Here is a 21,107-nt window from a genome sequence, read left to right as displayed (position 1 = left end):
CAGCCTGCTCTTTCGGAGGCCGGGGGCGCACCGGTCGCACGGCGGACGGGAAGCAGGGCGCTCGGCCTACGTCCATTCGGGTAGGTCGTACGCCGGGCGCGAGCGGCCGGCGGCCGGCGGCCGGCTTCGGCTAGGCCCGCGACCAGCCGTCGGCGGCGGCAGTGAAGGCCCCCTGGGCCAGGCGGTGCAGCAGCGTCGCCAGCTCGGCGGGCGGCAGCAGGCCGGCGCGGTCGCCGGGAGCGGGTCGGCCGATGCTGTGCGGGGTGGAGTTGAGCAGCCCGAACACCGCGTGCACCGCCGCCCGCGCGGCCGACTCGGCCTCGGCGGCGGCCAACGCCGGGAAGGCGGCCCGGACGGCTTCCACCCAGAGCTCGACGTAGCCGCGCTGCAGTCGCCGCACCCGTCGGCGGTCCTCCTCCTTGAGGTGGAGCAGCTCACGATCGTGCAGCGTGATCAGGTCCGGATCGTTGAGCGAGAAGTCGACATGTCCACTGATCAGCGCGTCCAGCACGGCCTGCGGCCCACCCGGAGTATCGGCCCGGCGACTCCCCTCCTCCAGCAGGCGCTCGCTGATACCGACCAACAGATCGGCCAGCATCGCCTCCTTGCCGGAGAAGTGCCGGTAGAGACCCGGGCCGCTGATCCCGACCGCCTTGCCGATCTCGTCCACCCCGACGCCCAGGAAGCCGCGCGCCGCGAAGAGCCGAGCCGCCTCCCGGCGGATCTGGTCACGGCGAGAGGTCGCGGGAGCCACCGGAACGTTCGACATGGGGTCCATCGTAGACAGGGAGGTTATCGATGGTTAACCTGGCGGCAGGAGTTAACCACCATTAACTTGGCGGCGCGGGGCCCACCGGCTCCCGCGTCCGCGGGTTCCTGGAGCAAGGAGCTCTTGGGATGGCCCTGTCGACCCCCGGCTACACCTCCCCGCACCCCTGGGAGCCCGCCGGAACCCCGGGAGCGGCGGCGGCCGGCACGCGTCCGGCCGGCTCACCGCCGCCCGGCCCGCTATCAGCCGCCGCGGCCGGCCACGCCGCGTCACCGTCCGCCGCTGCCGCTCCCGCGCCGCGGCTGCGTTCCACGGTCGACGCCGGCTCGGCCGCCTTCCAGGCGAACACCGAGGCGCACCAGGCGCTGGTCACCGAGCTGCGCGGCAAGCTCGCCGCCGCCGCGCTCGGCGGCGGCCTCAAGGCCCGCGACCGGCACACCGCCCGCGGCAAGCTGCTGCCGCGCGATCGGGTGGACACGCTGCTCGACCCCGCCTCCCCCTTCCTGGAGCTGTGCCCGCTGGCCGCCGACGGCCTCTACGACGGCGCCGCCCCGGCGGCCGGCGTGATCGCCGGGATCGGCCGGGTGGCCGGGCGCGAGGTCGTGGTGGTCGCCAACGACGCCACGGTCAAGGGCGGCACCTACTACCCGATGACGGTGAAGAAGCACCTGCGGGCCCAGGAGGTGGCTCTGGAGAACCGGCTGCCCTGCGTCTACCTGGTGGACTCGGGCGGCGCGTTCCTGCCGATGCAGGACGAGGTGTTCCCCGACCGCGACCACTTCGGCCGGATCTTCTACAACCAGGCGCGCCTCTCGGCCGCCGGGATCCCGCAGATCGCGGCCGTGCTCGGCTCCTGCACCGCCGGCGGCGCGTACGTCCCGGCGATGAGCGACCAGGCGGTGATCGTCCGCAACCAGGGCACGATCTTCCTCGGCGGCCCGCCGCTGGTGAAGGCGGCGACCGGCGAGGTGGTGACGGCCGAGGAGCTCGGCGGCGGCGAACTGCACTCCCGGACCTCCGGTGTGACGGACCATCTGGCCGAGGACGACGGCCACGCGCTCGACATCGTGCGCACCATCGTGTCCGGACTCGGCCCGCGCAGCGCGCAGCCCTGGCCGCTCGCACCGGTCGAGCCCCCGGCCGTCGATCCGGCCGAGCTGTACGGCGCGGTGCCGGTGGACCCGCGCACGCCCTACGACGTCCGCGAGGTGATCGCCCGCCTGGTCGACGGCAGCCGCTTCGCCGAGTTCAAGGCCGAGTACGGCGCCACCCTGGTCACCGGCTTCGCCCGGATCCACGGCCACCCGGTGGGCATCGTCGCCAACAACGGCGTGCTCTTCGCCGAATCCGCGCTCAAGGGCGCGCACTTCATCGAGCTGTGCGACCAGCGGGGCATCCCGTTGCTCTTCCTGCAGAACATCACCGGCTTCATGGTCGGCCGCCAGTACGAGGCGGGCGGCATCGCCAAGCACGGGGCGAAGATGGTGACGGCAGTGGCCTGCACCAGGGTCCCGAAGCTGACCGTGGTGATCGGCGGCTCGTACGGGGCCGGCAACTACTCGATGTGCGGCCGGGCCTACTCGCCCCGCTTCCTGTGGATGTGGCCGGGCGCCAAGATCTCCGTGATGGGCGGCGAGCAGGCCGCCTCGGTCCTCGCCACCGTCCGCCGCGACCAGTTCGAGGCACGCGGCGAGGAGTGGGCCACCGAGGCCGAGGAGGAGTTCAAGCGGCCCGTGCGCGAGCAGTACGAGCGTCAGGGCAACGCGTACTACGCCACCGCGCGGCTCTGGGACGACGGGGTGATCGACCCGATGGACACCCGCACGGTGGTCGGCCTCGCCCTGACCGCCTGTGCCAACGCCCCGCTCGCGCCACCCGCACCGTACGGCGTGTTCCGGATGTGAGCCGGAGGTGAGCCCCTGGTCACCTCCCGTTGATCGTCTTCCCTCGCACCACTCCCCTCGTCCCGGAGGAACGCCTCCTATGTTCGACACCGTCCTGGTCGCCAACCGCGGTGAGATCGCCGTGCGGGTGATCCGCACCCTGCGACGGCTCAGCATCCGGTCGGTCGCCGTGTACAGCGACGCCGACGCCGACGCGGGGCACGTCCGCGAGGCCGACCTGGCCGTCCGCCTCGGGCCGGCCGACCGGAGCGACAGCTCCGCCACCGAGACCTACCTGCGCGGCGATCAGATCATCGCCGCGGCGCTGCGCACCGGAGCCCAGGCCATCCACCCCGGCTACGGCTTCCTGGCCGAGAACCCGGGCTTCGCCCGCGCCTGCGCCGAGGCGGGACTGGTCTTCATCGGCCCGCCCGCCGAGGCGGTCGAGCTGATGGGCGACAAGATCAACGCCAAGGAGGCCGTCCGCACGGTCGGCGTCCCCGTGGTGCCCGGCAGCCGGGGCGGGGCGACGAGCGACGAGGACCTGATCCGCGCGGCCGAGGAGATCGGCTACCCGGTGCTGATCAAGCCGTCCGCCGGCGGCGGCGGCAAGGGGATGCGGCTGGTCCGCGACCCGGCCGAGCTGCCCGCCGAGCTCGCCGCCGCCCGCCGGGTGGCCCGCACCGCCTTCGGTGACGACACCCTGCTGCTGGAGCGCTGGGTCGACCGCCCACGGCACATCGAGGTGCAGGTCCTCGCGGACGCCAACGGGAGCACCGTGCACCTCGGCGAGCGCGAGTGCAGCCTGCAGCGCCGTCATCAGAAGCTGATCGAAGAGGCACCCTCCGTTCTGCTGGACGAGCGGACCCGGGCCGCGATGGGCGCCGCCGCCGTCCGAGCCGCCGAGGCCTGCGGCTACACCGGCGCCGGCACGGTGGAGTTCATCGTGCCCGGTGACGACCCCGACCGGATCGCCCCCGCCCACCAGGCAACTACAGCCTCGGGCAAGGATGGTGAGGACGGGGCGGACGCGGTCCGCGAGTTCTTCTTCATGGAGATGAACACCCGGCTCCAGGTCGAGCACCCGGTCACCGAGCTGGCGGTCGCGATCACCCGCCCGGCCCCGGACGGGACGCCCGCCGGCTGGGCACCGGCCGCCGAGCGTCTCGACCTGGTCGAGTGGCAACTGCGGGTTGCCGCTGGTGAGTCGTTGTCGTTCGCCCAGTCGGACGTCTCCTTTCTCGGTCATGCCGTAGAGGCTCGCATCTGCGCGGAGGACCCCGCGCGGGACTTCCTGCCGACCGGCGGCCGGATCCTGCTGCTGGACGAGCCGCGTGGTGAGGGGATCCGGGTGGACTCCGGACTCACCGCGGGCACCGCGGTCACCAGCGCTTACGACCCGATGCTCGGCAAGGTGATCGCCTACGGCCCGGATCGCGCGACGGCACTGCTGCGGCTGCGCACCGCCCTCGCGGACACCCGGATCCTGGGCATCACCACCAATGCCGGCTTCCTGCGCCGACTTCTCGCCCACCCCGATGTGGTGGCCGGGCGGCTCGACACCGGTCTGGTCGAGCGGCTCGTCCAGCAGCACCCCGAGCTACTGGTCGAACCGGGCGACCGGGCGGTGCAGAACGCTCCCGTGGCACCCGCCGAGGCCGGGACCTCTCAGCAGCACCCCGATGCGGTCGGCTCCGTCGATTCCGCGGCCGATGCCGCCGCCTCCGGCCACGGGCTTCCGCCCGCGCCCACGGCACCGGACGCCGTACTGATCGCCGCGGCACTCGTGCGGCACCTCGGGCTCACACCCGCCGTCGCCCCCGACGGCTGGACCGACCCGTTCTCGCTCCCTTCCGGTTGGCGCCTGGCCGGCGAGCCGGCCTGGACGACGCACCGACTGCGGATCCCCGGGCAGGAGCCGGTGTCGGTACGAGTACGACCTGTCAGTGCCGACACCGTAGTGGAGGCCACCGACACCTCTTCAAGTGATTTCCCGGATCTGCTGGTCCGTCTGGGTGATGGACCGATCCGCCGGGCCCGCGCCGTGCTCGGTGCCACCGATCTCGCCCTCACCGTCGACGGCCTGCGCACCACGTTCGCGCACGCCACCGACAACTCCGCTCCGTCGCCCGGCGGCGGTCCGCTGCTCTGGCTGGGCATCGGCGGCGACAGCTGGGCGGTGCACCCGTACGACCCAGTGGCCGACCGCGCCTCGGCCACCGCCACCCATCACGGGGCCCTCACCGCGCCGATGCCGGGCACGGTCACCGTGGTCAAGGCCACGACCGGTGACGTGGTCCGGCGCGGGCAGGCACTGATGGTCCTGGAAGCCATGAAGATGGAACACGTGATCGCCGCGCCGCACGACGGCGTGGTCAGCGAACTGCACGCCGTGGCGGGCGCCACGGTAGCGATGGAGCAGCTGCTCGCGGTCGTCCTCCCCGAGGAGTCCGCCGAGGCCGACGAATCCGCAGAGGTGAACTCATGACCGCCGATCAGGTGACAGCGGACCCGACCGGAAACCAGAACGCGGAAACCACCCGAACGGCGCAGCCGGCCGGCGATCCGAGCGCGCTCGACCTGGGCCTGCCCAGTGTGGTCAGGGACCCGGCGCTGCCGGCCCGGGTGCGCATCCACGAGGTGGGCGCCCGCGACGGGCTGCAGAACGAGAGCGCCCTGGTCCCGGTCGAGGTGAAGGCCGAGTTCATCGCGCGACTCGCCGCCGCCGGGTTGCGGACCATCGAGGCGACCAGCTTCGTCCACCCGAAGTGGGTCCCCCAGTTGGCCGATGCCGAGGAGCTGCTGCCCCGGCTGGCCGAGCTTCGGACGCAGTACCCCGGGCTGCGGCTGCCCGTGCTGGTCCCCAACGAGCACGGCCTGGACCGCGCACTGGCGCACGGTGCCGACGAGGTCGCCGTCTTCGCCAGCGCGACCGAGACCTTCGCCCGGCGCAACCTCAACCGCTCGATGGCCGAGGTGCTGGAGATGTTCCGCCCGGTGGTCGGGCGGGCGACCGAGCACGGCCTCACGGTCCGCGGCTACCTGTCGATGTGCTTCGGCGACCCCTGGGAGGGGCCGGTCGCGCCCGAGCAGGTGGTCGAGGCCGGGCGAGCGCTGATCGACCTCGGCTGCACGGAGTTGAGCCTCGGGGACACCATCGGCGTCGCCACGCCCGGCCAGGTGGCGGAGCTGCTCACGGCGTTCACTCAGGCCGGAGTGCCGGTGGCGCGGCTCGCCGTCCACTTCCACGACACCTACGGGCAGGCCCTGTCCAACACGCTCACCGCACTGCGCCACGGCGTGACCGTGGTCGATTCCTCGGCCGGCGGACTGGGCGGCTGCCCGTACGCGAAGAGTGCCACCGGGAACCTCGCCACCGAGGACCTGGTCTGGATGCTGCACGGCCTCGGCATCGAGACCGGCGTGGATCTCGCGGCACTCGCCGGCACCAGCGCCTGGCTGGCCGGGAAGCTCGGCCGCCCCAGCCCCTCGCGCGCCGTGCAGGCGCTGGCCGGACCGACCGGAAGCCCGACACCGACCGACTGACACGTTCATCACCGACCAGGCGTCACCTTGCCGAGTGCTGGTGGCGCTGGTCGGCGCACCCTTCTGCCACGCGCCGGCGAATGCTCTCAACGCGCGCCCGTGGCACTCGTTTCCGCCCCTCGCACCACTCTGCGCCCGGACCATCCGCCCGGGCGAACCACTGGAGGATCAGATGATCGACCACCGACTGGATTCCGAGTACGAGGAACTGCGCCGCACGGTGGCCGAATTCGCCGCCGACGTGATCGCCCCGACGATCGGTGACTTCTACGAGCGGGAGGAGTTCCCGTACGAGATCGTCAAGGAGATGGGGCGGATGGGCCTGTTCGGCCTGCCGTTCCCGGAGGAGTACGGCGGCATGGGGGGCGACTACTTCGCGCTCTGCCTGGTCCTCGAGGAACTCGCCCGGGTGGACTCCTCGGTGGCCATCACCCTGGAGGCCGGCGTCTCGCTGGGCGCGATGCCGATCTACCGCTTCGGCACCGAGGAGCAGAAGCGCGAGTGGCTGCCGAAGCTCGCCTCGGGCGAGATGCTCGGCGCGTTCGGTCTGACCGAGCCCGAGGGCGGCTCCGACGCGGGCGCCACCCGGACCACGGCCCGGTTCGACGAGGCCACTCGGGAGTGGGTGATCAACGGCACGAAGTGCTTCATCACCAACTCGGGCACCGACATCACCGGCCTGGTCACCGTGACCGCCCTGACCGAACCGATCGCTCGTTCGAGTGAAGGGGGCGGCGAGGGCTCGTCAAAGCGTGAGATCTCCTCCATCATCGTCCCTGTCGGCACCCCCGGGTTCCAGGTGTCGAAGAAGTACTCCAAGGTCGGGTGGAACGCCTCCGACACCCGCGAACTGTCCTTCACCGACTGCCGGGTCCCCGAGGCCAACCTGCTCGGCCAGCGCGGCCGCGGCTTCGCCCAGTTCCTGCGGATCCTCGACGAGGGCCGCATCGCCATCGCAGCTCTGTCCACAGGCCTTGCTCAGGGCTGCGTCGACCAGTCGCTCCAGTACGCCGCGACCAGGCGCGCCTTCGGCCGCCCGATCGGGGCCAACCAGGCGATCCAGTTCAAGATCTCCGACATGGAGATGCGGACGCACCTCTCACGCCTCGCTTGGCGGGACGCGGCCTCGCGGCTGCTGCTCGCCGAGCCCTTCAAGAAGGAGGCCGCCATCGCGAAGCTCTACTCCTCCGAAGCCGCGGTCGACAACGCCCGCGAGGCCACCCAGATCCACGGCGGCTACGGCTTCATGAACGAATACCCCGTTGCCCGCTTCTGGCGCGACAGCAAGATCCTGGAGATCGGTGAGGGCACCTCCGAGGTCCAGCGCATGCTGATCGCCCGCGAGTTGGGAATGTCCTCCTGAAGCCGGCCACCAGGAGCAGGCCGGCCAGGAGCACACGGACCGCCCCGGGCAGGCGGTCGGCCCATTGGGACAGCTGGTAGCTGAGACGGCTGGTGGACGGTCGAGCGGTGATCCTTCGTCAGAACGCCCTGACAGGGCCGCTCGACCACCCCGCCACCAGTCCCGTCCGGTGACAGCTGCGCGATTCGAGGGCGCGATTCGAGGGGCAGCACGGCGCACCGCTCCATGACGCCGCCTGTCGGCATGCGGAAATGACGGAATATCGGCTGGCCATACGGGCAGCAACCCTGGGCGCCGCGGCGCGGTGAACGCCCGCCATGGGGCCAGTCGGCACCGTGAGGAAGACCGGTGACCGAGGAAGACCGTGGACCGACGACCGAGGTGCCAGGTCGCCGGCCAGGACGAGAACGCGATCAGGCGAACGTGGGACGCGTATCCGACCCCGATCGCCGTAGCTGAGCCCAGTTCAGGGAATCACGATCACCGGGCGGTTGGCCCGGCGGGCGAGACGGCCCGAGACCGAACCGAAGAGGCGACCGAGCAGGCCGTGCGTCGTACCGACCACGATCGCGTCGGCGGCGTACTCCTTGCCGACCTCCTCGATCTCATGGCAGATGTCGCCCCCGCGCTCGACCAGGATCCAGGGCACGCCGGCCAGGAAATCCGCGCAGGCCAGCTCCAGGCCGAGGACCTCGGTCCGGTGGTCGGGCAGGTCGACGAAGACCGGCGGCTCACAGCCGGCCCAGACGGTGGCGGGCAGGCGGTTGGCCACGTGCACGATGACCAGGCCGCAGTGGGAGCGCCGAGCCATGCCCACCGCATAGGCAAGCGCGCGCTCGCTGGACAGCGAGCCGTCGAAGCCGACCACCACACCGTGCTGGAACGCCGGATCGCACGGCCGGACCGACTCGGGCTGCACGTCGGGCACCTGCCCGCCGAGCGGAACAGTCTGCTTGGAGTGCCGGGACTTCACGTCGCCTCCACCATCCTCACCGGCGCCAGGTGCGGTACCTGCACCATCCGAACCCCCCGCCGCAGCTGCCGCCGACTCCTCGCGACGCTGCCGTGGCTTGGGCCAAACCCGGCGCGCCATTGCGCCGCCGGGACGTGACTGCGGTGTCGGCGGGGACTGCCGACACCAGGTGGAATCGAACAGCGAATCCGTGGAGGAGAAATCCGCCGCGCCGAGAATGCGGAACGGGTCCGCAGATCCGGGAGACTCAAAACCGGCCATGAATCGAGACTCTTCGAGTGAGATGGGCCGACAGGAAGGACAGCGCTGCCCAGGCGGCAGGCCATTCATTGGCACGTGGTCGGTTGCGGCCGAGCGGCACCGTAAGTGACCTGTTCCTTTCAGAGTACGACGGGCGAGCGTAGTCGCCCAGCCATTGCGGCGAAGTATGACAACGATCCCGCTAATGGCAGCGGCGCGAGGTAATCAGAACGCGCCCCGCAACAGCCAGCTCACGCCCCGCCCTCGCGTGGTTCCCAGGAGCTTGCCTGACGGAGTCGGCCGATGCAACAGGTCGACCACACACCAGCGGCACGAACTTCGGGGACTCCTGGGGTTGGTGAGATGAATGTGCTGCCTGAGGCCTCCACTGGGCAGGCACGCTTCCTCCCGGGAGCCCGCACTGGCAGCATGCACGCCATGCCGCTGTTGCTGCTCGATCTGGACAACACCCTGCTCCCGCGCGACGCCGCCTTCCAGGCCTGGGCCGAGGGCTTTCTCGGGGAGTTCGGGCTCCCGCCCGGCGACCTGGGCTGGCTCACCGTCATGGACGGCGGCGGCTACGTCCCCCGGAGCACGGTACTGGGCGCCACCCGACGCCGTTACGGCCTCGACCTGTCCCTGGAGGGCCTGCTCGCGCACTACCGGCGGGGGATGAATTCTCATATCCGCTGCCCCGGCTCCCACCTCCGGGCGCTGCGCACCGCCCGGGCGGCAGGCTGCACGATCGCCATCGTGAGCAACGGCGGGACCACCGCCCAGTTGGCGAAGATCCGCCGGACCGGGCTCGGTTCGCTGGTCGACGCCTGGGTGGTGTCGGAGGAGGCCGGCTGCGCCAAACCGGACCCGCTGATCTTCGAGACAGCCGCCCAGCGCTGCGGCATCGGCCCCTGGACCGACTGGACCGCCGACGCCTGGGTGATCGGCGACCACGCGCCCGCGGATATCGCCGGCGCGGCCGCGGCAGGCCTGCGGAGCGTCTGGCTGCACCATGGCCGCCCGTGGTCCGAGCAGGCCTACCGGCCCACGCACAGCGCCTCGACGCTGCCGGAGGCCATCGCCCTGGTCCTGGCCGAGGAAACGGCGGGAGCGGCCACCGCGACGACGGGGGCAGCGGCAGGGGTGGCCGCACAGAAGGACGTACAGAAGAGGAGGAGCGCCCAGGTGGTGCCGGGCACCGCCCGGTGGGCCCGCGGGGCCGGGGAGGGCGGCGGATCCGTCCCGGTGCTGCTTGAGCGGTTGCCCGGGCGCGACGCCGCGGGGGCCGGCGCCGTCGCGGTCATCGCCGGCTGAGACGCGGCAGCCGTCCAACTGTGGACGGAGAGAAAAGGAGCGATCGCGGAGCGCAGCCGACGTTCGAGTGCGGAAGCGCTCACGGCGGTGGACGGACCTCCGGAGCGCGGCGCAACGCACCGCGGAATGAGCGGCGGGCAATCGCCGGCGTGGGAACAGCAACACTCTGCGACAGGGGAGAGTGAAGGGGATGGATAGGGAGGAGGGACGGCATCGAGTGGTTATTCGTATTACTGTCAGTTCGGCTACGGAGATCATGGCGTGCATGATCGATCAATCAGGAAATAGTGATCCGAAATCCGGAGCTGCCCCGGGCGTCGGGCGCGAATTCCACTGGAATCACCGCCGTTGGACCACCGGTCACCCGGCCGCGTCATCCACCGGCCCGGCCGACTACCCGACCCCCGCCCCGGTGGTCCCCGTGCCGACAGCCCACGGATCATCCAGCCGACTACCCCGTCGACCACCCGGGGCCCCGACGCCACGTGGCCTGTTCGAGCCGGCCCCGGCGGCGCGCAGGCGAGTGGGAGGACGAGCGGGACGCGGTCCGAGCGGCGGCGATCGCCCGGCGAACCGGGGCCCGGCAGCCGACCGGGGCGCTCGTCACCGGCCCACCAGGCGCACGTGGACACCGCGCGCCCCAACTCCGCAACGCCTATTTTCAGTCAGTTTTGGCTCAGGCGACTGCGGTTGGAGATACCTCCAGGCAACAGCGCCTCAGGAGGTCAACGATCCGCTCCTCCCAGGGATCCGCCGTACCGCAACCAGCCACCGGCGTGCCCGCCCCCTTCCCAGAGGGGTCGACGGGTGCCACGCTTCGTGATCGAATGCATCACGCCAAATTGCCATGTCGACATAGCGTCGGATGGTGAACTTGTCACAACGGCGACGGTGCACCCAGTAGATTCGATCTTGTTGAGCAGTGCCGCATCACCACACCACACCACCGAGGGGGCTTGGGCGCCTTGAACAGGGTGAGCAGGAGCGAGACAGGTCCTGACAGCGGCCAGTCCCCGGCCGGCCATGTTGGCCACGCACCGAGAGGTGCGGCCCCGCTCACCCCGTCGGCTTCGCTCACCCCGCCGTCAGCAGCGCCCCGCTCTCCTTCCACCCCTCGCCTCCCCCTCGCTTCCGGCGGCCGTACGGCCGGGGGCGGCCTGGGACGTGGCGCGGCGTCAGTTCCTGGTGGGGGCTCGAACGACGGCGACTCCCTGGGCGGACACCTCGTCAGTTCCGGTATCGGTGGCGGCTCCGGGCTCGGTGGCGGTCTGGGTCTTGGCGGCGGTCTGGGTCTCGGTGGCGGTTTGGGTCTCGGTGGCGGTTTGGGTGGACCGCTGGGGCCGACCGGCCACGGCGGATTGGGCAACCTGGCCCCGAGCGGCCTCGGCGGACCGACCGGTCTCGGCGGCAGCGGGCTCGGCAGCAGCGGCCTGGGGGGCAGCGGACTTGGTGGTGGCGCTCTGAGCGGCAGCGGCGTGAGCGGCAGTGCACTGGGCGGGGCACCCGGCCCCGGCGCGGCGAGCGGCTCGGGCGCGACCGCCGTCGGCGTCGCACCGCGCAAGCTCGCCGGGCGGCGACGGCGTGAGACCGTCGCCGTACTGATCTTCAGCGGGGCGCCGATCTTCGAGAGTTCCATTCCGCTCTCGGTCTTCGGCGTTGACCGCCAGGACGCGGGTGTGCCGCGCTACCGGCTGCTGGTCTGCGCGGGCGAGGACGGACCGCTGACCACCACGGGTGGTGTGACCCTCACCGCCCCGTTCGGTCTGGAGGCGCTGGCCAGGGCCGGCACCATCGTGGTTCCCGCCTGGCGCTCGATCTCGCAGCCGCCGCCGGTGGAGGCGATCGCCGCCCTGCGCAAGGCCCATCACGAGGGCGCGCGGATCATCGGGCTCTGCACCGGCGCCTTCGTGCTGGCCGCCGCCGGACTCCTGGACGGCCGGCCCGCGACCACCCACTGGATGTACGCGCCGACGCTCGCCAAGCGGTACCCGCGGGTGCACGTCGACCCGCGTGAACTCTTCGTCGACGACGGCGACGTGCTGACCTCGGCGGGCACAGCCGCCGGCATCGACCTCTGCCTCCACGTGGTCCGCAGCGACCACGGCGCCGAGGCCGCCAACGCCCTGGCCCGCCGCCTGGTGGTGCCCAACCGCCGCAGCGGAGGCGGTCAGGCGCAGTACATCGATCAGTCATTACCAGAGGAGATCGGCAACGACCCGCTCGCCGAGGTGGTGACCTGGGCACTGGAGAACCTCAACCAGCAGTTCGACGTCGAGGTGCTGGCGGCACGCGCGTACATGAGTCGGCGGACCTTCGACCGCCGGTTCCGCACGCTCACCGGCAGCGCACCGCTGCAGTGGCTGATCACCCAGCGGGTGCTGCAGGCGCAGCGGCTGCTGGAGACCTCCGAGCTCTCGGTCGACGACGTGGCCCGGCGCTGCGGGTTCCGCTCGCCGGTCGCGCTGCGCGGTCACTTCCGCCGCCAGCTCGGCGTCTCGCCCGCCGCCTACCGGACCAGCTACCGGGCTCGCCGCCCGGGGCCCGGCCCGGTCGTCGGCGTGCCCGCGCAGGGCGCCTCGGCGGAGCGCGGCGGAGACCGCACCGCAGAGCGGGCGACGGGGGCCACCGGCGGCCCTGGCTCCCCGGCGGTCGGCGCGGGCTTCGGCAGCGGTACCGGCGCACTCGGCACCACGAGCGGCGGCGTCACCGGCCTCGCCGCCGGGACGGCGTTGCCTGCCGGGGGCTTCACGGCTGCCGGGGGCGGCGCCGGCCCGTCGGGCAGCGGTGCGCCGGGCGGCGCAGCCGCCGGACCGGCGGGCCCGGTCACCGGGACGCCCAACGGCCAGGGCGGCCAGGCAGGCGTCACCGGCCCGCTCGCCGGTGGCGGCACCGCCGCGGCCGGGAAGAGCGCGGGGAAGGGCTACGGTGGACTTCCGGGCCACGGACCGGCCGACAGCGGTGCGGTCCAGGGCCCGGCCGGAACCGGCGCTCCCCGCGGCGCGGGCCGGCCTGGCGTGAACGGGTCGGCCGCGACCGGGCGGGGCGTGCCGCCCGGCGCGCTGCCGCCTCCGGGCAAGAACCGGATACGGCCGCTGGTTCCGCCGCAGCCCGGGCCCGCCACCCGACGCGGTCCGGCCGGGCCGCCGCGGCCGGTCGAGCACGCGGTGGCGGAGGACGGCCACTCGCAGCCGAGCGCACGGGGCGCGGGCAGCGGCCATCGCGCCGAGCGCCCGACGACGGACCGCCCGACGACAGACCGCCTGGCCGCGGAACGTCCGGCCACGGAACGCCAATCCGCGGACCGTTCCGCTCTGGATCGCCTGTCCCCCGATCGGCTCGCTGCCGAGCGGGCCGCTGCCGAGCGGAGCGGGCGGACCGTGCCGGGCAGCCTGGGCCTGCCCGGTGGCGGCTCCCGCCCGACGGGCGGTCGCGGCATGGCGGACCGGTCGGAGCGAGCGGAGCGCTCCGGGCTGTCGGGCAGTCAGCAGCCCGCCGCCCGGCGCGGCACCGGCAGTGGCAGTGGCACGGGCAGTGGCACGGGCAGCAGGTACGGCCTCCCGAATCCGGCGGCCCGCCCTGGTGGCGCGTTCACCGGGGAAGCCGCTCCGGGCGGGCCGGAGCAGCGTCACGCCCAACCGCCGGCGGCCGCACCGTCCCGGCTGGACCTCACCGACGCGGTCGATGCGGTGGACACGGAGGCCGACAGCCAGGCTGACTAAGGTCTCTCCGGCAGGATTCGCCGCAGGGACCCCGGTCGGCCGCAGGGCGAAGTGGCCGTGTGCCGCGGCCCGTCGTCCGGCTGACGACGGGCCGCGGCACACGGCTGCCCGGGCAACCCCACCCGACGGGCCGACCGAGGATCCGCCACGGAACCGCGGAACCGCCAGGAACCGTCAGGGGCGAGGAACCGCACGGTGCCCGGCCGGCGAACCGGTCCGTGGTCCCGGTCCGTGGTCCCGGTCCGCTGCCCCGCTGAGGCCCCCGGTGCCGCGTCCGCCGAAGCCCTGCCGGCCGACCAGGCGGGCGCGGCGCCGGGCAGGACGGCGGCCACGGCGCTGCCCACGCGGTGGACTCGCACCGTAGGGTGAGTCATGTGAACGACCGTTTGGTATGGATCGACTGTGAAATGACCGGCCTGGACCTCGATCGCGATGCGCTGATCGAGGTGGCCGCGCTGGTCACCGACTCCGAGCTCAACATCCTCGGCGAGGGCGTGGACGTCGTGATCCGCCCGCCGCAGGAGGCGCTCGCGACCATGCCGGAGGTGGTACGCGAGATGCACACCGCCTCCGGCCTGCTCGACGAGCTCGACGACGGGGTGACGCTGGCCGAGGCCGAGCAGCTGGTGCTCGACTACGTCCGCCGGCACGCCCCGGAGGCCGGGCGGACCCCGCTGTGCGGCAACTCCGTGGCCACCGACCGCGGGTTCCTCTCCCGGGACATGCCGGCCCTGGAGGGCCACCTGCACTACCGGATCGTGGATGTCTCCTCGATCAAGGAGCTGGCCCGCCGCTGGTACCCGAAGGCGTACTACAACAGCCCGCCGAAGGGCGGCAGTCACCGGGCGCTGGCGGACATCCGGGAGAGCATCGCCGAACTGCGGTACTACCGCGAGACGGTGTTCGTCCCGCAGCCCGGCCCGGACGGCGACGCGGCTCGCGAGATCGCGGCGAAGCACCAGGTGTCGTCGGACTGAGCCCCGGCACCACCCACCGCGACTCCGGCGCTGTGGCCCAGGTCACCTCTGGCATCGGGCCACCGCCGCCCACCTGGTGAGGCCGGGAAACCCTGGCGCGAGCACCCTCTCGGATCCTGTAGAGTTCTTCCTGTCAGCGCGGGAACGCGCCGGACAGATGGTGGGTGTAGCTCAGTTGGTAGAGCACCTGGTTGTGGTCCAGGTGGCCGCGGGTTCGAGTCCCGTCACTCACCCCAGTAACTGAGGGCCTGATCTCCAGTCGGAGATCAGGCCCTCAGTCGTTTTCCGGTGACCATCCCCCGGATCGGCGCCAGGACCCCCTGCCATCGCAGGCTACCGACAAGTAACATAGCGCCCATGACGACACCCACGATCGGCCAGCTGCTTGCCTCCACCGTCCCGATGGCCCGGACGCTGAACCTGGAGTACCTGGAGACGACCCCCGAGCGGGCCGTGCTGCGGCTGCCGGACCAGCCGGACTTCCACAACCACGTGGGCGGCCCGCACGCCGGCGCGATGTTCACGCTGGGCGAGTCCGCCAGCGGGTGCATCGTGCTGGCGGCCTTCGGCGACCAGCTCTCGCGGGCGGTGCCGCTCGCGGTCAGCGCGCAGATCGCCTACAAGAAGCTGGCGAAGGGCGAGGTGACCGCGACCGCGACGCTGGGGCGCCCGATCGCGGAGATCATCGCGGAGCTGGACGCGGGCCTGCGCCCGGAGTTCCCGGTCACGGTGGAGATCACCCGCGCGGACGGCGCGGTGACCGGTGAGATGAGCGTGCTCTGGACGCTGCGGCCCAACTCCTGAGCCACACCGGGCATTCGGGCGCCGCTGGGCCGCGCCGCGGGCACCCCTGACCGGTCGCTCGCGGCGCCGCGCGCCCCCTGGCGCTGACTTGGCGTCAGATCGGCTGGAAATCGCCGCCGCTGGCGCGTTCGGCCGCGCCGGGGTCAGCCTTCCGCGTGACCTTCCGCCGGTCGGGCTCGTTCTCCCCTCACGTGCGAGCCAATCATCCGTTCCCCGCGCCCGAGCCATCGCCCGCCCCACGGTCGGCGGCGGTCCTGCCCGCACAGCGCGGGGGACGGAGCGGACGGCGCTTGCCCGCCCGCGCCCTGGCGGCCGCCGGTGCGGTGCTCGCGCAGGTCTGGGGGCTGGCGCTGGGTCTCGGCGCCGGGCACGCCGCAGCAGTCGGCCCGGCGGTCGAGCCGATCCGGGCCGTCGAACCGATCCGGGCGGTCGAGACGACCAGTGCGCAGGTGCGCGGCACCGCATCGGCGTCGGGGCGGCGCATCACGCCCGGGCTGGCGCCGAACGACCCGGGACCGGGCCCCGCACCGGGCGGCGGCTCGGGAGCCCCGCCGGCCGGGCTCACCGACGGGTCGACACCGATCCGGGCCCCCGGCACGGCGCAGACGGCGGAGCCGAACGGCTCGGGCGTCCTCGGCTCGACCGGGCTCGGCGAGGCCGCCGGCACCGCGACCGGAACGGCCACCGGCGCGACCAACGGGACCGGGGGCGTCAGTCAGTTACTGCACAGCCGGATCCGGGCCGGCGACCTGCCGCTGCCCGGGCAGGCATCGACGGCGGTGCCCGACGCCTTCGCGATCGCGGCCGTCCTGCTGCCGTCCGTGCCACCACAGGGCCGCTCCCCGCAGGACGCGCGCTCGGGCACCGGGGGCGGGCCGGGCGCCCCGTCGGCCGGCGGGAACGAATGGGGCGGAGCGAACGGGCGGGGCGGCACACTCCCCCGTCTGCCGCTGCCGCGCGGCGGACTGTCGGCGACCGGGGCGACGCCCCAGGGCGAGGGCGGCCCGGCGGGCGGCTGGAGCACCGCGGCGGGGGCCCCGGGCGTCGGCTCCGCGGGCGTCCGCGCGGGGGCTCCAACGGTTGACGGGCTGTCCGGGCTCGCGGCCTCCGCCCACACGGTGGAGCTCACCGCCTCACGGGACGGCGGGCGTTCGGCCTCCGTCAGCGGGCCGAACGCGATCGCCGGGGGCACCGGAGCCGGGGCCACGGCAGCAGGCCGGTCCGGTTCGAATGCGCCGAGCCGGACCGCGGCCCAGGGCGGCACCACCTCCGCCGAGCCACTCGCGGCGACCGGATCACAGGACGCGGTGCTGATCCCGATCGCGGCCGGCCTGCTGCTGACGGGGGCCGCGATGTACAAGCACCGCGGACTGCCACGCGGCCACTGACACCGCGTGCACTGACACGCGTGCACCGACACCGCGTGCACCGACACCGCCGAGTCAGCGCCCCACGTGCTTGAAGGTGTCCGGCGGCGGTGCGGGCGACGGGGCCGCCGACGCGTCCGTGGCCACCGGGGCGCCGCCGGTGAAGGCAGCGAGTTCGCGACCGTGCTCCAGCCGGGCGAGGCCGGCGTCGGTGGCCGTGCGGCGGCTCAACTCCGTGATCGGCAGCGGGGCGTGGGAGGCGACCAGGATCAGGTTGCCGAACCGCTTGCCACGCAGCACCGCGGGGTCGGCGATCAGCGCCACCTCGGGGAAGACCGCGAGCAGGGTGGCGACCTGGCAACGGGCGAAGGCCAGTGCGCCACCGTCGGCGATGTTCACGGCGTAGCGGCCGCCGGGCGCGAGCGCGCGGGCGGCGAGGGTGACGAACTCCACCGTGGTGCAGTGCGCGGGTACCCGGGCGCCGGCGAAGACGTCGGCGATCACCAGGTCGGCGCCGGCTTCGGGCGCGCGCTCCAGCACGGCCCGGGCGTCGCCGCCGCGGACCTTGATCTGCCAGCCGGGCGGGGTGGGGAGTTCGGCCCGGATCCACTCGGTGAGCGCGGTGTCCAGTTCCGCGACCTGCTGCCGCGAGCGCGGGCGGGTGGCGGCGGTGTAGCGGGCCAGGGTCAGCGCGCCACCGCCCAGGTGCAGGACCCGGATCGGCTTGCCGGGCGCGGCGGCGAGGTCGACGAGGTGGCCGAGTCGGCGCTGGTACTCGAAGGCGAGCCGGGTCGGGTCGCCCAGGTCGACGTGCGACTGCGGGGCGCCGTCCAGCAGCAGTGACCAGGCCTGCGGGTGGTCACGGTCGGGGATGAGCTCGGCCAGGCCGAACTCGGTGCGGTGCGAGCGAGGGCCGGTGGTGGCGGGCTCCTCGGGGGTGGTCGAACGCTTGCGGGGGGCTCGTTGCTCTCGTCCCATGGAGCGAAGTATCTCCCGGCCGCCGGGCGAACGCGCAGGTGGGAGGGGCGCAGGTGGGAGGACTGCAGATGTGGAACGGGCGTGCGGGTGACAGCAGGGAGGCGCTCGCGGGGAGTGCCCGGCTCAGAACGGACCGAGGCCGCTCGCGGTGAGGGTGCGGGCGGCCTCGCAGAGTGCCGAGCGCAGCACCCAGGGGTCGGTGGGCGCTACGGCGGCCTCGGCGCCGGCGGGCGGCACCAGCCACCGCGGGTCGGTGGCGGCCAGCGGCATGGCGCCCGGCAGACAGCAGGTACCGGGCAGATGCCAGAGCTCGGCGGTACTGGCCGGCACCAGGAAACTGACGCTGGCGCCGCCCGCCCCCTGGGCGACCGAACCGCAGGCCCGGCGCAGCCTGAGGATGTCGAGCGTCTCCAGGCCGAGCCGCAGCGGCACGATGACCGTGTCACAGCGCTTCCCGCCCGCGCGGCGGCGTGACACCTCCCCGGTGAGGAACGTACGGAACTGCGGCATCCCGGTGACCATCATGTGGGCCCTCCTGGTTCGGTTCGCTCCTCGCGCCGCTCACGTCCGCTTTCCCCCACGTTCGACCGGCCGCCGTCGAACTTCCCCTCGTACAGGACAGACTGAGGGGCTGTCAGTGAGAGAAGTGAACTGATGGTATGAATGGCTACTGAAGCTGAACGATGGATGGGTGGTGCATCGGGGAGCCGACCCCAGCGGCCGCCCGATATCAACACAACGGAACCGAGCCCGGATTAGCCACGGGGCTTCCTACAGCAAGCCATGGCATTTCATGGCAGAACCCTTGAGATATGTCGGATTTGCCACTGAATAGTGGCTATTTTCCCGGAAACCCATCGTGATCACCTGATGACAGCCGGTACTGTCGATCTGTGCCTCACCGGGCCGCTTCGGTCCATCGAGGCGCAGCCGCCCGCCCGTTGACGGCTAGCACCGTCTCGCCCCGGAGCGCATCATGGCCCCCACAACCGCCGCGCCCGCATGTGTGACCCCCGCGGTGAGCACAACGGTGACCACCACTGTGGCCACCGTCGCGAGCACCACCGCGACCACCGTCGCGAGCACCACCGCGACCACCACCGCGACCACTCCCACGCCCAGGCCCAACACTGCTATGCGCGAGCTGCGCGGCGACCTCTCCCCCGCCGAGTTCGCCACCGTGATCCGCCGCGCCGCACGGGAGATCGGCGAGCACGTCTCCTGCGACGCCCGGCACATCGGCCGGGTCGAGGCCGGCGCGATCCGCTGTCCCAACTACGCGTACGAGCGGGTGTTCCGCCATATCTGGCCGGACCGTTCGTTGCAGGACCTCGGCTTCTCCCCCAGGACGGCCGTCCGCGGCCGCCCGCCCGCCGGGGTCGTGCCGGCCCAGCCGGCCGCCCCGCGGCTCTCCCCGCACCATCCCGACGAGGAGAACGACGACGTGCGTCGCCGTACGTTCCTGAGTGGCGGCCCGACCGCCCTGGCCGCCGTGCTCGGCCTCGACGCGCCGGCCCGCGCGGCCGCCCTGCCCGCCGCGCTGCCGCTGCCCGGCCTGCCCCCACTGCAGCCCCTGCCAGCGCCGCGCAGAGTCGGCGGAGCCGACGTCCAGATCGTCGAAGACGCCGTCCGGGAGATCCGGTTGGCCGACGACGCACGCGGCGGCGACACCCTGTTCGAGCAGGCCGGGCAGTCGCTGCGACAGGCGTACGTGCTGCTCAACGAAGGCGAGTACAGCCTCGACACCGAACGGCGGTTGCAGTCCACGGCCGGCGAACTGGCCATCTCGGTGGGCTGGTTGGCACACGACTCGCGGCGGCTGGCCGACGCGCGCTCGTTCTACGCCGAGGCGCTGGCCACCGCCCGGATGGCGAACGACTCGGCGCTGGAGGCCCATGTCTTCTGCAACAGTGCCTTCCTGGCCAGGGACGCCGGGCGCCCGCGCGAGGCGCTGCGGGCCGCCCAGGCCGGCCAGAGCGCCGCCCGTCATCTGGACTCCGACCGGCTGCTCTCGCTGCTGGTGATGCGCGAGGCGGGCGGCTGGGCGCTGCTGCGCGACCGGGGGGCCTGCGAGCGGGCGCTGTCCCGGGCGTACACGCTCTTCGAGCGCGGCGAGAGCGAGTCCGACCCGGAGTGGATGTCCTTCTACGGGGAGGCCGAGATCGCCGGCCTGGAGGCGCAGTGCTGGTCGGCGCTGGGCGAGTGGGACCTGGCCAGCGAGCGGGCCGGGCTGGCCATAGCGCTGCAGGAGCCGCACTTCGTGCGCAACCGGGCCCTGTACACCGCCGAGTTGGCCCACGACCGGCTCGGCCGCGGCGATCTGGCCGGCGCCGCCGAGCACGGCAGCGCGGCGGTCGCGCTGCTCGGCGACGTCCGCTCGGCGCGGATCCGCGGCATGCTCGCGGACACGGCCGAGCGGCTGCGCCCCTTCCGGGGAGTGCGCGAGGTCGGGGCGTTCCTGACCGGCTTCGACCGCGCGGCGGCCTGACAGCGGCTCAGGCGGTCAGCGTGTCCAGGTGGCTGTGGTCGTTCCAGATCTCGATGGCGGGCAGGCCGTACTCCCAGGAGAGCACCGAGAGCGCCGCCGTGCCGAGCTTGAGCCGCTGGCCGAACTCCGGTGCCTGGCCCAGCCAGCGGGCGGCCAGGATCCGCAGCAGGTGGCCGTGGGCGAAGACCAGCACATCGCGGTCGGCGGCGTGCATCGTGGTGGTCTCGGGGTGCGGGGCGCCGTGGTCCTCCTCGATCCGGGCGAGGAAGGCGTCGGCCCGGGCGCCGACCTCGGCCAGCTTCTCGCCCTGCGGCACGCCGTCGCGCCAGATCAGCCAGCCGGGGTGGTCGTGCTCGCGGATGTCGACACCGGTGCGGCCCTCGTAGGCGCCGTAGTCCCATTCGAGCAGCTCGGGCCGGTCCACCGCGCGGTCGCCGAAGCCGGCCAGCTCGCAGGTCTCCCGGGCGCGGGAGAGCGGGCTGGTGTAGACATCGGCCTCCGGCAGCCCCGACCAGGGCGCGCGGCGCAGCCGGGCACCGACGGCGCGGGCCATCTGCCGGCCCTCCTCGGTCAACGGGATGTCGGTCCGACCGGTGTGCTGGCCGCTCGCCGACCAGGCGGTCTCACCATGGCGGACAAGGATCAGTCGAGCGGGCATCGCGGACTCCTGAGGACTAGGTGCGGCGTAG

General features: G+C 73.1%; 15 protein-coding genes and 1 tRNA gene. 11 read left to right on the top strand and 5 right to left on the bottom strand.

The genetic code is table 11. The features are described 5' to 3' along the window. Positions 1-130: 130 nt before the first annotated feature. Positions 131-769, bottom strand: a complete 639-nt coding sequence (locus tag ACFZB9_RS26680) for a TetR/AcrR family transcriptional regulator (protein WP_391451186.1) — start codon at positions 767-769, stop codon at positions 131-133. A 128-nt stretch (positions 770-897) separates the two neighbouring features. Between ACFZB9_RS26680 and ACFZB9_RS26675 the strand changes: the two genes are divergently transcribed. The 4 genes from ACFZB9_RS26675 to ACFZB9_RS26660 all read left to right on the top strand — a co-directional run bounded on the left by ACFZB9_RS26675 (position 898) and on the right by ACFZB9_RS26660 (position 7,561). Beyond that, positions 898-2,673, top strand: coding sequence for a carboxyl transferase domain-containing protein (locus ACFZB9_RS26675; protein ID WP_391451185.1), 1,776 nt, complete (start codon positions 898-900; stop codon positions 2,671-2,673). A 79-nt stretch (positions 2,674-2,752) separates the two neighbouring features. Continuing rightward, positions 2,753-5,140: an acetyl/propionyl/methylcrotonyl-CoA carboxylase subunit alpha gene (locus ACFZB9_RS26670; RefSeq protein WP_391451183.1), complete on the top strand. Its 2,388-nt coding sequence runs from the start codon at positions 2,753-2,755 to the stop codon at positions 5,138-5,140. 92 nt (positions 5,141-5,232) lie between these two features. Beyond that, the gene (locus ACFZB9_RS26665; protein WP_391451216.1) at positions 5,233-6,198 is read left to right on the top strand and encodes a hydroxymethylglutaryl-CoA lyase; all 966 of its coding nucleotides are present in this window, start codon (positions 5,233-5,235) and stop codon (positions 6,196-6,198) included. Positions 6,199-6,373: 175 nt separating this feature from the next. Then, the gene (locus tag ACFZB9_RS26660) at positions 6,374-7,561 is read left to right on the top strand and encodes an acyl-CoA dehydrogenase family protein (RefSeq protein WP_391451215.1); all 1,188 of its coding nucleotides are present in this window, start codon (positions 6,374-6,376) and stop codon (positions 7,559-7,561) included. Between the two features lie 466 nt (positions 7,562-8,027). On the opposite strand, the gene ACFZB9_RS26655 is transcribed toward ACFZB9_RS26660, so the two are convergent. Continuing rightward, positions 8,028-8,489 (bottom strand): universal stress protein, encoded by a 462-nt coding sequence (locus ACFZB9_RS26655; RefSeq protein ID WP_391451213.1) that lies wholly within the window; start codon positions 8,487-8,489, stop codon positions 8,028-8,030. 723 nt (positions 8,490-9,212) lie between these two features. On the opposite strand from ACFZB9_RS26655, the gene ACFZB9_RS26650 reads away from it, so the two are divergent. From ACFZB9_RS26650 to ACFZB9_RS26625, 6 genes are all read left to right on the top strand, one after another. Continuing rightward, the gene (locus tag ACFZB9_RS26650) at positions 9,213-10,085 is read left to right on the top strand and encodes an HAD family hydrolase (protein ID WP_391451181.1); all 873 of its coding nucleotides are present in this window, start codon (positions 9,213-9,215) and stop codon (positions 10,083-10,085) included. Positions 10,086-11,407: 1,322 nt separating this feature from the next. Then, the gene (locus ACFZB9_RS26645) at positions 11,408-13,804 is read left to right on the top strand and encodes a helix-turn-helix domain-containing protein (RefSeq protein ID WP_391451179.1); all 2,397 of its coding nucleotides are present in this window, start codon (positions 11,408-11,410) and stop codon (positions 13,802-13,804) included. Positions 13,805-14,178: 374 nt separating this feature from the next. Continuing rightward, entirely contained in the window at positions 14,179-14,781 is a 603-nt protein-coding gene (gene orn, locus ACFZB9_RS26640; protein ID WP_391451177.1) for an oligoribonuclease, read from the top strand. A 160-nt stretch (positions 14,782-14,941) separates the two neighbouring features. After that, positions 14,942-15,017 (top strand) — tRNA-His (locus ACFZB9_RS26635). Positions 15,018-15,138: 121 nt separating this feature from the next. Next, a complete protein-coding gene (locus ACFZB9_RS26630; protein WP_391451175.1) occupies positions 15,139-15,585 on the top strand; it encodes a DUF4442 domain-containing protein in 447 nt (148 codons plus the stop codon). 290 nt (positions 15,586-15,875) lie between these two features. Further along, positions 15,876-16,973 carry a hypothetical protein gene (locus ACFZB9_RS26625; RefSeq protein WP_391451173.1) on the top strand — a complete coding sequence of 366 codons (1,098 nt, stop codon included), beginning with the start codon at positions 15,876-15,878 and terminating at the stop codon, positions 16,971-16,973. Positions 16,974-17,027: 54 nt separating this feature from the next. Here the strand turns inward: ACFZB9_RS26625 and ACFZB9_RS26620 are convergent, their stop codons facing one another. Next, a complete protein-coding gene (locus tag ACFZB9_RS26620; RefSeq protein WP_391451171.1) occupies positions 17,028-17,930 on the bottom strand; it encodes a spermidine synthase in 903 nt (300 codons plus the stop codon). 123 nt (positions 17,931-18,053) lie between these two features. Then, positions 18,054-18,455: a hypothetical protein gene (locus ACFZB9_RS26615; protein ID WP_391451169.1), complete on the bottom strand. Its 402-nt coding sequence runs from the start codon at positions 18,453-18,455 to the stop codon at positions 18,054-18,056. A 610-nt stretch (positions 18,456-19,065) separates the two neighbouring features. Here ACFZB9_RS26615 and ACFZB9_RS26610 point away from each other — a divergent pair. Continuing rightward, positions 19,066-20,418 (top strand): tetratricopeptide repeat protein, encoded by a 1,353-nt coding sequence (locus ACFZB9_RS26610; RefSeq protein ID WP_391451212.1) that lies wholly within the window; start codon positions 19,066-19,068, stop codon positions 20,416-20,418. 7 nt (positions 20,419-20,425) lie between these two features. Here ACFZB9_RS26610 and ACFZB9_RS26605 read toward each other — a convergent pair whose 3' ends face one another. Beyond that, entirely contained in the window at positions 20,426-21,076 is a 651-nt protein-coding gene (locus tag ACFZB9_RS26605; protein WP_391451167.1) for a histidine phosphatase family protein, read from the bottom strand. Positions 21,077-21,107 lie beyond the last annotated feature (31 nt).

It is taken from the genome of Kitasatospora sp. NPDC008050 (genome assembly GCF_042957465.1).
In the GTDB taxonomy this organism is placed as follows: domain Bacteria; phylum Actinomycetota; class Actinomycetes; order Streptomycetales; family Streptomycetaceae; genus Kitasatospora.
The sequence above is the reverse complement of the archived record's forward strand: the minus strand, read 5'-3'. Positions and strand labels throughout refer to the sequence as shown.

Excerpts from the sequence above, each read along its gene's own strand:
- ACFZB9_RS26605 (WP_391451167.1), bottom strand. The coding sequence starts at position 21,076 with ATGCCCGCTCGACTGATCCTTGTCCGCCATGGTGAGACCGCCTGGTCG.
- ACFZB9_RS26675 (WP_391451185.1), top strand. The coding sequence starts at position 898 with ATGGCCCTGTCGACCCCCGGCTACACCTCCCCGCACCCCTGGGAGCCC.
- ACFZB9_RS26670 (WP_391451183.1), top strand. The coding sequence starts at position 2,753 with ATGTTCGACACCGTCCTGGTCGCCAACCGCGGTGAGATCGCCGTGCGG.
- ACFZB9_RS26630 (WP_391451175.1), top strand. The coding sequence starts at position 15,139 with ATGACGACACCCACGATCGGCCAGCTGCTTGCCTCCACCGTCCCGATG.
- ACFZB9_RS26610 (WP_391451212.1), top strand. The coding sequence starts at position 19,066 with ATGCGCGAGCTGCGCGGCGACCTCTCCCCCGCCGAGTTCGCCACCGTG.
- ACFZB9_RS26620 (WP_391451171.1), bottom strand. The coding sequence starts at position 17,930 with ATGGGACGAGAGCAACGAGCCCCCCGCAAGCGTTCGACCACCCCCGAG.
- ACFZB9_RS26615 (WP_391451169.1), bottom strand. The coding sequence starts at position 18,455 with ATGATGGTCACCGGGATGCCGCAGTTCCGTACGTTCCTCACCGGGGAG.
- ACFZB9_RS26680 (WP_391451186.1), bottom strand. The coding sequence starts at position 769 with ATGTCGAACGTTCCGGTGGCTCCCGCGACCTCTCGCCGTGACCAGATC.
- ACFZB9_RS26650 (WP_391451181.1), top strand. The coding sequence starts at position 9,213 with ATGCCGCTGTTGCTGCTCGATCTGGACAACACCCTGCTCCCGCGCGAC.